This window comes from Rhodococcus sp. 7Tela_A2 (assembly GCF_049311045.1).
Classification (GTDB): domain Bacteria; phylum Actinomycetota; class Actinomycetes; order Mycobacteriales; family Mycobacteriaceae; genus Rhodococcus.
In genome coordinates this window covers 1-9,089 of the sequence record NZ_JAXION010000150.1, presented here as the reverse complement: position 1 = coordinate 9,089, position 9,089 = coordinate 1, and the positions used below count along the sequence as shown (strand labels likewise).

7 protein-coding genes and 1 pseudogene are annotated in these 9,089 nt (G+C 59.4%); 6 read left to right on the top strand and 2 right to left on the bottom strand.

Going from position 1 to position 9,089, the window contains the following annotated elements; genetic code table 11:
- Positions 1–182: 182 nt before the first annotated feature.
- Positions 183–812 (bottom strand): hypothetical protein, encoded by a 630-nt coding sequence (locus TVH25_RS19495; RefSeq protein ID WP_422425256.1) that lies wholly within the window; start codon positions 810–812, stop codon positions 183–185.
- A gap of 108 nt (positions 813–920) precedes the next feature.
- Between TVH25_RS19495 and TVH25_RS19490 the strand changes: the two genes are divergently transcribed.
- Together TVH25_RS19490 and TVH25_RS19485 are read left to right on the top strand one after the other, a co-directional pair.
- Entirely contained in the window at positions 921–1,379 is a 459-nt protein-coding gene (locus TVH25_RS19490) for a hypothetical protein (RefSeq protein WP_422425255.1), read from the top strand.
- Positions 1,380–1,461: 82 nt separating this feature from the next.
- The gene (locus tag TVH25_RS19485; RefSeq protein ID WP_422425254.1) at positions 1,462–2,214 is read left to right on the top strand and encodes a hypothetical protein; all 753 of its coding nucleotides are present in this window, start codon (positions 1,462–1,464) and stop codon (positions 2,212–2,214) included.
- Positions 2,215–2,955: 741 nt separating this feature from the next.
- Here the strand turns inward: TVH25_RS19485 and TVH25_RS19480 are convergent.
- Positions 2,956–3,177, bottom strand: coding sequence for a hypothetical protein (locus TVH25_RS19480; protein WP_422425253.1), 222 nt, complete (start codon positions 3,175–3,177; stop codon positions 2,956–2,958).
- Between the two features lie 373 nt (positions 3,178–3,550).
- Here TVH25_RS19480 and TVH25_RS19475 point away from each other — a divergent pair, with 373 nt between their 5' ends.
- The 4 genes and pseudogenes from TVH25_RS19475 to TVH25_RS19460 form a co-directional block, all read left to right on the top strand.
- A complete protein-coding gene (locus TVH25_RS19475; protein ID WP_422425252.1) occupies positions 3,551–6,283 on the top strand; it encodes an ATP-binding protein in 2,733 nt (910 codons plus the stop codon).
- Positions 6,284–7,211: 928 nt separating this feature from the next.
- A complete protein-coding gene (locus TVH25_RS19470) occupies positions 7,212–7,895 on the top strand; it encodes a hypothetical protein (protein WP_422425251.1) in 684 nt (227 codons plus the stop codon).
- Positions 7,896–7,934: 39 nt separating this feature from the next.
- Entirely contained in the window at positions 7,935–8,756 is an 822-nt protein-coding gene (locus tag TVH25_RS19465; protein ID WP_422425250.1) for a pentapeptide repeat-containing protein, read from the top strand.
- 86 nt (positions 8,757–8,842) lie between these two features.
- Positions 8,843–9,089: pseudogene (locus tag TVH25_RS19460) on the top strand (hypothetical protein); the annotation flags it as partial.

Genomic DNA, 9,089 nt, shown 5'->3' with positions numbered 1-9,089 from the left:
CGTCTCCCCCTCCCCCCCGCCGGGGGTGGCTGACCTGCCCTGATAGGCGTCGGTGGGGGAGAAGCTGCCCCGTTGGAGGGAGTTGCGGTCTGACGCTTGGGGACGCTTCGACGCCAATCATGTCCGGATGGTGTGATGAGGTTCGCGCCACCTCACCGTCGACTGATGAGCCCCCGCTAGCTCTATGGAGTCGTCCTGGAGTCGGACTTGAGGACGCGTTCGGGTTCACCATTGCCTGATCGCGTCCACTTCACGCCGTTGGCGTCCACAAACGAGATTACTGGCGAAAGCTCAAGAGCATCCGAACCCACAGATAGAGGGAGACTCATACCTTCCGGCCCGTTTATCAGGAAGTCCGCTTGCAACGAGTGGAACTGCCCAATGACCGAATGGAGGGTGAACTCCACATCCTTGCCGTCCCCGTCGACAAGTCGGAGTAATTGCACATCGGTGATGGGGAATTGGCCGTAGTTGATGATCCGAACGGTCGAGACTGGAAGGATTTTGTCGCCGCGGCCATACACGGTGCGAACGAGCTTGGCATGAGTGGCAGTCTCCGCTCGGGCCCGTGTAGCTTCCCTCAGATGCTCTCGAAGCGCAACCCAGAGCGCGACTGCCACGGCGGCAAACGTTCCGATCGCGGACAGAACATACGCGAACACCTCCACGCCCCAGACTTCACGAACGTTCGACGCGATGATGCAGGCGACGCTACCGGTCAGGACGATTCCGGCCGACCACGTGTAGGTGCCGCGGCTTGGTTTCCAGAACCACGCCGGCATGAAATCCAGCCCATCATTCTTCTGCTCCACCAGAGCAATGTAGAGGCCGTCCCGGACTGGGGTGAGGGACGGTGCCCGGTCTCAGGAGTTTGCCGTGATGTGATGCGTCGTATGAGCCCACTCGCTGTAACTCTCGTTGTGGCTGGCGCACTCCTGCAGCTCGGGGGATTGTGGCTGACCGTTTGGCAGGTCCGACTGGTGATCGGCATTCGGGAGACGGTTCGGGAGCAGCTCCGCGAGCTTGGACGCCAATTACTCGGACGAACCACACGGCATAGCGTCACGATAGACGTGACGATACCGATTGGCGTCGAGGTCAGCGCCGACGTCGAGGTGCGATACGCCGGTGAGTCAGAGTTGGAGTGGCTGGCACGCGAGGTTCGGCAAAATCGGAACGCGGTGGCCGAGCTTGAGCGGAAGTTTGAGCGGAAGATCGCTGAGCTGGACAACAGGACCCAGCGCGGGCTCGATTCCAGGCTCGACATGCTCGACCGAGAGACCTCGGAGAAGGCGAGCAGGAACGCCGTGCTGATGTGGTGGGGCGTGGTATTGATTGGAGCCGGGATCACCATGCAAACGGCCGGATCGCTGCTTTGACTGGACTTCGTTCCGACGATTCCCGACCCGGAGTGACGAACTCGCGAGGTGGCTAGCAATTCAGCTGTGGTATTTGTTCGGCATGAAAATGGTCTCAGCGGCGTTTCGGAACATGAATGCATGGCTTGGGGGAATCAGCGCGATCGTCACAGTCCTCGTGTTCGCGATACCCGATATCCGCTCTTGGCTAGGGGAACATGGCCTCTCGGGATGGATCGCGTGCGCCGGCGTTTTTCTCATCGCGCTCTACTTGGATGGCGTTCATTCCGTGCGACGGGGAGAGCTGGACGAGGAAATATCGCGCCTCAACGGCGAACTAGAGGGCGAGAGATCCCGGGCCTCTGGACTGGTGGCCGAGCTTGACGCAGTGCGGTCCGAACTGGAAGCAGCACGCGCCGCGTACGACCGTCGGGAGAAGGACAAAGACCTTAAGCTTCTCGACAACCTACTCGGAGAAATACAGCCAGGGTCAAAGTTCTACAGGCACCTCACGGATCACGTGGACTTCAAGCACCTACCGAGGTGGTTCGATGACGTTCTTAGGACACAGCACAAGAAATGGGTTACTGAGCCACGAAAAGCTACCGATGTCCAGCTTGCCGATACATGGTCGAGGATGGTCCAAAGCGCCGGGCAGTTTCGCGAGCAGCTCTACGCATATCTCTGGCCCGCTGGTGACGGGCCGACCTCGCCCGGTGATCCTGAGTGGCTCTCGATTCCAATGGAGTGGGACTACAAGAAGCGGGACGCTGCTAGAGCGATGTTGGAGCAGGCGCACGATGAATACCGCGATGCGCTCGATGCGTTGTTCGCACTGATGTATGAACTCCGTTGACCGGATGAGGGTTCGCGAGGGTTTCGGGAATACCCGCGAGGGTCCCGCGATGCGCTATGAGGGCATCTGCCTCGGCGAATGTCCGCAATCCCCGGTTCGTTGCGCCATGTCACAGGAATTGTGGCAGTAAAAGAATATGTCCCGTCGCACTGGCCCGCTTACTCCGAAGGCTTCGATTCCCTTGATCTCATAATCCACGGGACCGTTGCAGTATTCGCAGCGAAGCCGGTCCGCGTTTCCCATCGTGCTCATGCGTGCATGTTACGGGGCGATTCCTTCGTGCCGTGTAACTTGAACGTAGGACTTAGGCCCGGGGCCTTCTTTCGGATCACGCCGGGAGAGAGTGGAGCAGTGGGAGGGCAGGGCGTACCCCGTACCCCGTACCCCGTAGCGCACAGGGTACGGATGCCTACTACGCCGGTCGGTCGTTCGCTTCGGTCGGTTGGTGTGCACCAGGCCACGGGAATTACTCGCTAGGCCTCCGGGGCTGGGATGTTCCACGCTCTACAGATGCCACTCTGTTCCCGCTCAAGTCCGCCGTTGCCGGTGAGCTACGTGTGATCGAGAAAGGGTGCTGTGGCCCCTCTGAAGGGCGACGACACCGCGGGCTAGGCGGCTCACCCGTGACGTTGCTACGGGCGCACAGCGGATGAATCGGGGTGGGGATTGCAGAGGCACACGGAACGCGGCGTGCAAAGCGCGGGTCGGTACAGATGACCGGCCCGGCTCAACCCGCCGCGATCAGGCGCCGCACGCGTCGCGATAGAGGTTCGCGTGATAGGTGCGGTACAGGCCGGTCGGGGCGTCGATCATCGCCGGAATGTCGGCCGGATCAATCATCGGGAAGCCGTCACAGCCATCGGGCGCCCCGATCGTCAGCTCGTAGACAGGACTGTCGTCGGACTCGATCCGGTCGAGCGTCAGCTGAAGATTTGGGGCGACGTCCACGGCCGCGACGTTCATGATCGTCGTTTCTGTGTCCGCGATCGATAGACCATCGTTGGGATTGTTACCGGGTTGGCCCGGAATACACTGGGCGCAGGTGCAATCGATGCAACCGCATCAGCGACCTCACCGGTGAACTCTTTGATCCCGAAGAGAATCATCTCGTCGAGCAGAACGCCGAACTTCGCGCACTCGTCCAGACGCTAAGTCAGCGTCTCCGCGAGGTCGAGATCGAGAAGGCCAAACTAGGCCGGTCGCTCGATGCCGCACGCGCAAATGTCAAACGCGAGCGCGAACGTAACGTCCAACCTATCGATGGAAGTCAGTCGGCGTTCCATTCTAATCTGTCGCTGTTACCCGGTCCCGCCCAAATCGACGATATGGAGATGAAGTGACAACCGACGGAGGTGGCGTTGCGGCGTTCGGCTACAGGTACCAGTACCTGGTCACGGCCGAGCAGTTTCTCCGAATAATCACGACCCATACGGGCAATCTCGACGAAGTTGCCCTCATCGTCGAACCGACCAGCAGGGATCTTGCCGCCACCAGCGATGAGGACGATGACGTCGTGGACTTCGCTGTCGAGGTAGATGGCACAATCACTCGGCGAATCCAGGTCAAAGCGTCTCGAGTTCCATCGGAACTGAACGCACTCAGGTACTCCGACACCAAATCCATCTTCAAGCGGATGAGCTCCGGCGGTGAGGAAGCAATCATCCTCACCAATAAGCGCCTTGCAAAAAAGCTCAGAAAAGCATGTGCAGAGCCCACCGACCTGCCGGATGGAAGCCAGCAGTATGTGCTTGCTGCGTCGGAGATCACGGGTAGCCAAGACGGTCCGGTCAGGTCTGTCGTGCGCGACGACCGGAAGCTCACAGACATCAAGCAGTCGCTTCTCGATCTCATCCGCAGGATCAGAGGCGACCGGGCCCTTGGACAAGGTCTCAGCTCAGCGAGTCTCCTCGCAGCACTGGTGATGGACTCAATCTTCGAAGCAGCTGCCAACGTCACCCCCAGGCGTCGCACAGCCGACGAACTCCTGACCCTGCTGTGCACGCCAGACGCGCAAATTGCCCACGCGCTCAGGCGCTTTGACTGGGGCGCACCACTTATCGAGGTACCGCGCTTGGTCTCCGCCGTGGCTAGAACTTCTGAACTCGCAGAACTCACCGAGCTCTTTACCCTCAGCGTCAATGCCCGAAACCCGAAAGTGTCAGTACTGACAGGCGTCACTGGGTTCGGGAAGAGCACCATCGCCGCCGACTTCTGCCATCTCAATCGACATTTCTACGAACACGTTATGTGGATCGACTGCCGCACGGAAGGCCTGATCGAGGCCAAGTTCAAGGACGTCATCAGGCAACTCGGTGTAGAGGCTGAATCCGTGGTCGACGTTGCATCAGCTTTCCAAAGCCAGTTCGCCCGCATGGGTGGTCCATCCGTTATCGTCTTCGACGGCGCGCGTCAGAGAAAGGATATTGAGCGGTTCGTCCCCACGAGCGGGTGTGGCTTCGTGATCGTCACCACCACTAACAGCACGGGGTGGTGGCACACCGCCAAATCGATTCCGGTAGATCCCTTCACTGAAGACGAAGCCTCGGCGTGCTTCGAAACCTATGCACAGATCGAACCTGGCACACGCACCATGGTGGTCACCGACATCGTCAACCGACTCGGCCGTGTCCCACTCGCAATCGCGATGGCGGCCTTGCACTTCCGCAACGCGGATGAAGACATCTCGCAGCTCTCACGAGAGTACTTCGCTGGCCTCGACGCACTTGCCGATCAGACCTCGGTTCCTGAGGGTTTCGATCGGACGGCATTCGCCGCGGTCCGACATGCGGTTGCCCAACTTGGTAGCGGAGCTGACGTTCTCGACGAAGACAGACGAATGACGCAGGCGTTGGTGTATCACTCTGCCTTCCTCGCACCAGAACTGATTCCACTGAATCTTCTCCTTCAAACCGTCCACCAGACAACCACGATGGATCTCACCGATCCTCCGTTACCCGAGATCGCTGACCAAGCACAGCGGAACAGAGTCCTGGTGACCCTTCGAACCCAGACGATTGCCACGCGACGCAGCTACCTCGACTCGTCTGGCATTAGCAATCCCGCGAGTGACACGATCACTGTTCATCCGCTTGTCCACGAGATCCTGCGTGCAATCTATAAGCAGGCAGCGCCCACTGAACGGATGCTTGACCTCCTCACAATGCTGATGGCTTGCGCCTACGGCTGGCTAATCCAGCTTCGGCGCGAAGGCGCCATCTTCCCGCTCGAGCAGCTGCTAGTGCACGGCGAGTGGATTCTTGAACTGGTTGACAGGATCGCGGTTCCCGATACTTCCGACGAGCACCAGCTCTATGTGTTTCGCTGCGCCAAACTGTACCTCGCCTGCGAGATCGCGAACTGTGCCGCCTCCCAGGGCGAATACACTCGAAGTATCGACATAATTGAAACGGCACTCACTGAGATCCAGGGAGTCGCCCTTACCCCACACGCCCAGGGCATGGTGACAAAGGCAGCCTGCGACTCCGTGGCAGACGCGATGCTCGGAGGTTTGGACGTTGACCGGGCCAAGGCGCTCACCCGGCGTGCCTTGGCGGAGCTGAGAAAGTTCGGAACAATCGGCAATCCACGCCTGGGCGGCGTGATTGCAACGCTATCGATTCAGGCCGGCCAGGCAGCGAAAAAGTTCGAGGATCGCGAAATGAAGCGGCTCGCAGTCCGACTGCTCGAGTTCGCTTCCATGCAAACAGTGACTGAGATGCCACAATTGGGTCATGTCATGCAGATCCACAACCTACTCAGCGGTGGATACGCATCCCAGGCCCTCGAACTGGTCCAGCGCGTTCGCCCACCGAACGCCTCCGTCTACGACCGCGTGATGTTCGACAACTTCGAAGTCATCGCCAATCTCCATCTCGGCAACTTTCCGAACGCTGCAGACGGAATCGACCGCATCCTCTCCCTCGCGGACAACGGCAATCACCTACACGATCACCTGAAGTTAACCTTCGAGCAAATCGGCGATGCTCTACTCCGCACGCAGGACTCGTGGAGTAGTCGATCTCCCCGGCTGCGAGCTAAACAACTCGAAGTACAGCGTCGCCGTGCATAACTCGCAAACTAGTCGCGGGATGCGTCACGAGGTCTCGAAAGGTCGGCTGTGGCGCTGGATGATCCGGTCGGAAGTGAGCCCGGTGCGCCGCAGCGCTTCGCCCACTGCCGCAGGGTCCGTCCACGACTCTACGGGTTCTCAGGGTTAATCCTGGACGGAGCATCCTGCAAGTGGTTCAGATTGGCTGCGGAGCCTCACGCCGGGCTCGCTGCTATCCGATCGGGCCTGAATCATGTGTTGTACCAGCGAACGAGCTCGCTATGCGGGATAGTGATGGGCGGCCGATCTTCCGGTAGCAAAGACGGCCACGAGGCACCTACTTGCGGAGGAATTCGGCGGACATGGAGACGGCTCTCGCGGCCCCTTCGTATGAGTATGCGATCGGGTGTTGGCAGGCTTCGCGGCAATTTGTATGTAGGTGCTGAACCACCGGTGCTGCCTCTCAGTCCTCGACGCCGTTGAACTCTAGGAGCGTTCCCGTAGCGCCGCCTGCTTTACTGGATCGTTGAGCGACGCTTGGGATTTCTGCTCGTACTCGCTCGCGCCGAGCTTGCCGCTCCTCACCCGCGCCCACTGGGTCGTGCACGAGATGCACCACCTCGCGAAGTTTCCTCCACAAGTGGTCCAGAATGAGCCATGCTGGGGCGCTGTTCTCCACTTCGATGAGGTGGGGACGCTGTGTTGCGTTCGCCCAAACGGCCAGTTCCGTGAGTTCGGGAGGCACGTGGGGTGGGTGACTGTCTGGCTTAGCCGCCCACTGAGCCTCCCGGTCCGTGTCATCGCGATTATTCACGCGACGGAGCGTAGCAAAATCGGGTTCGGAAACCCTTCCCAGCTGCGCAAACGATGATTGATGCATGCATCGGTCAGCTTTTGGGGAGGTCGTCCTCTCCGAGTACCCTTGGTTGTCGCGCTTGAGGGGAGTCACATGAACGGTTCGATGATGCGAACTCAGGATGTTCCTGATCCTCCTGCACCTCCGCCTTCAGGGGGCGAAGCGGTGGTCGTTCCGGAGGTTGATGTGGAGCCAGAGGTAGTGGTGCCGGCGGACCTTGTGGGGCTTCTCACCCAGGACGATCCAGGTCTTCTGACGCAACCTGTTGCAACGTTAATTGCCGCGGGCATTGCCTTAGTTGCTGCGGGGATCGCTTGGTCTGGCGTCAAGCGTCAGATCAGAGCGAACAATTCGAACACGAACCGGCAGCTTGCGACTCAGCGGTTTCTGCACCGCGAGTCACAGAAGGCGGAAGTGAAGAAGCAATTGCGGGCGGATCGTCTTGAAGCGCTCGTGGAAGCGGCGGGTGCGTTACAAGAAGGTCTCTTAGTGGTAATCGGCTTAGACCATGAAGTAAGCGCCCAAAAGAGTGGAGCTCGAATGTGGTCCGCGGCGGACGGTTACGTATCAAATCGGGGACGCCGCGCCGTCGCACAAGTCAGGCTGCGCTTACTGGGCCTCGACGAATCCCATGACGAGCTCAGAAAGGTAAATGCATTGTTTGACGGGGATCTCCTCACGGAACTAGGAAGCATGACTGAACCGCAACGAAAGGAGTTGCATCAGGCTGTGGACGGAGCTTGCCAAGTTTTTAAGACGGACCTTCACATGGAGTGATCTGGGAGCCCGTCGGTGGTGTTTGCTAACGTGCCGAGCATGTCAGATCTGACCCAGCCGTGGGCGACGCTAATTGCCAGCGCGGCCGTGTTGTTGTCCGCTGTGATCGCTGCGTCAGTTGCGTGGTACAACCGCAAACAGGCGGATCGACACTTCGACGATAAACACGAACTGGAGCGCACAGAAGCATTGCGTGGCCGGTACACCACGGCTGCCGAGCAGCTAGCCCACGAGTCCGCGGCCATACGGTTGGCTGGCGCGTACGCAATTGTTGCGCTCGCGGATGACTGGCATCGGAACGATAACGACGACGAACGTCAGGTCTGCGTTGACCTACTGCGTGCATACCTTCGGACACCAATGGGCCGGTTCTATTCCGATGAACAGGGTGCTCCGGAGCTGGAGGTTCGGAAAACGATCATCCTGTCGATCAATAAAAGGCGGACGCTTAGCGAGCCCTCTTTTAAGTCGTGGAAATTGGTCGACTGCTCGTTCGCTAGAGCCGATTTATCCGATATCGACCTCTCGAATGAGAATCTTAGTGGTGCAAACTTGAATCATGCGAGTCTTGCCAATGCGAATTTGACTGGTGCCGATTTCACCGGTGCAGACCTCTCTGGAGCGGTATTCGTGCGAGCAAATATGTTTCGAGCGAGACTCGAAGGTGCTGACCTGGAATATGCGGATCTTGGGAATGCTCGCCTGGATCTCGCAAATCTGTCCAACGCGCGAGTCGAGTCCACGAATCTTAACCAAGCCTCGGTGGAAGGGGCGAATTTGACCGGGGTGGACCTTGCCCGGTGCCATACATCCGGATTGCGACACGACCAGGCTACAAAGGGGCTTAAGGGCAAGAGGTAGCCGAAGGGTGTCCTCCTGGCACGTCCGTGACACTGGCGGTGATCTATCTGAGCTGGCCTAGCTACCGAGCACCTACTGAGCAGCCCGTGGCGCTCTCATTGACCCGCAACCTCCATCGGTACGCGATGTGGCCGAAAGCCGCGATTCAGCTAGCAGACCTCTGGGGCAATGCGCACGAGGTGGCGGAGGAATGCGGTCCGGTGCTCGGGCGTGACGACGGACGTGACGCGTTGTTCCACCGAGATCTCGATGGCTTGTCGAGGGAGAGTTCTCTTGTGTACGAGGCTTTTCCGGCCACGGGCAGTTGCACTCCGTCCGTCCTGGCGGAGTCGG